Here is a 1589-nt window from a genome sequence, read left to right as displayed (position 1 = left end):
CCTGCATGGTTGATCAGATGAAAAATAAAGGCGATGCAGCGATCATCGGTTGGGCCTTTGACGGCTTTCCGATTTACGGTGACAACAATCCCGACGGGACCGTGATCGCGTCCGGAACTCTCGATGTCTGCAATGGCCAGCCCGATGCTTCTTATGGCTACCGCTATCATACATCGGCCGAGGCGCCGTATATTGTCCAATGCCTGATGGGCGTGGTTGCCAATATGCGCGAGTTGCCCAGGATTTCCCCTTTGGTTCCGAAATCTGGTGGACCCGGTCTCGATCCGGGTGTTCCACCAAGAGGCGGAGTGGAAAATCTGGTTTTCTCGGAAGACGAATCTGGCCAGCGCAGCATGGACTACACCTATCAGGGCGAAGCATATTATATTCGCTACAAGCCGGGAAAGACGGCGGGTTGCTATACGTTCGAAACACGAACAGTCACCAATGATGGCGAGCCGATAACCGGAGAATATTGCCGGTGATACGCGCAATGGCTCTACCCTTTGCGGTAATGCTGCTGGCCGGCTGCGGATATGACTCGACCGGGTCAGCTGCTCCGACACCGGAAGCTACTGCGCAAGACGGCTTTGTGCTGACCAGTCCTGCGCTGACCGATGACGGCATGTTACCCGCCGATTTGAAATGCACACGCGACGGGGGTGACGGGCTGACACCGCCATTGGAATGGACACAGGTGCCAGCAGGGACCGAAAGCCTATCTATCATAATGCACCATTATCCCCGCGATACCGTCGAAGGGAAGGATCCGCCCAGCCAGTACTGGCTGCTATGGAATATTCCGGTCCAGACGTGGGCGTTGCCGCGCGGCAATCCGGCGTCGATCGGGGACGAAGGGGCAGACAAGGATGAAAAGCGCACAGGTTACACATCCCCTTGTTCACCCCCGGGTTCGCGGCACGAATATATAATCACGCTTTATGCACTGGACGGCCCACTTGATAAGCTTCCCGCGCATGATGATGGGAATGTCGATTGGGCGACGATGACGAGTGCCATGGAAGGCAAAATTATTGCGGCTTCGTCTCTTTCCTTCCACAATTGAATGAATGCATGGCCTTGTCGCCGACACAAAAATTGAAAGAAAAGGGTAAATCTGATGCGTAAACTACTGGTGATGGCATTTCTTCTCAGCACAGGATGCGCGGCGACTCAGGATCAGAATCCAGCTGTGTCCGCGGATAAAGACCAAAGCTCCGGTGTGACCGCCGAAATATGGGTCGACAACTGGTTCGAAATGTATGTGAACGGTGAAAAGGTTCTGGAAGACAGCGTGCCGATCACAACCGAGCGCTCGTTCAATGCCGAAACCATCGCTCTCGAAAACCAGTTGCCGATGACCGTCGCGTTCATGGCGAAGGATTTCAAGGAGAATGATACAGGCCTAGAATATATCGGCACGAACCGGCAACAGATGGGTGACGGCGGGATGATCGCGCAGTTCCGGGATTCCAAAACCGGCAAGATCATCGCCGCAACCGACAAGACCATGCGTTGCATGGTCGTCCACCGTGCTCCCGTAGACCGGTCATGCGCCAAGGAAAAAAATCCCGTCGTCGGTGAAGGCG

Annotated in this window: 3 protein-coding genes; all 3 read left to right on the top strand. The window is 54.9% G+C overall.

Translation table 11 applies throughout. The features are described 5' to 3' along the window. Positions 1–485, top strand: a 485-nt coding sequence (locus WBM93_RS14595) for a hypothetical protein (RefSeq protein ID WP_424432594.1), incomplete at its 5' end; no start/stop codon positions are given. Next, positions 482–1066: a YbhB/YbcL family Raf kinase inhibitor-like protein gene (locus WBM93_RS14590; protein ID WP_424432593.1), complete on the top strand. Its 585-nt coding sequence runs from the start codon at positions 482–484 to the stop codon at positions 1064–1066. The genes WBM93_RS14595 and WBM93_RS14590, both read left to right, overlap by 4 nt. A gap of 54 nt (positions 1067–1120) precedes the next feature. Further along, positions 1121–1589 (top strand): hypothetical protein (locus WBM93_RS14585; RefSeq protein WP_424432592.1); only part of this gene is annotated, 469 nt, incomplete at its 3' end.

The sequence above is a fragment of the Parasphingorhabdus sp. genome, from assembly GCF_049667325.1.
Classification (GTDB): Bacteria; Pseudomonadota; Alphaproteobacteria; order Sphingomonadales; family Sphingomonadaceae; genus Parasphingorhabdus.
This window is presented reverse-complemented; position numbering and strand designations above follow the sequence as displayed.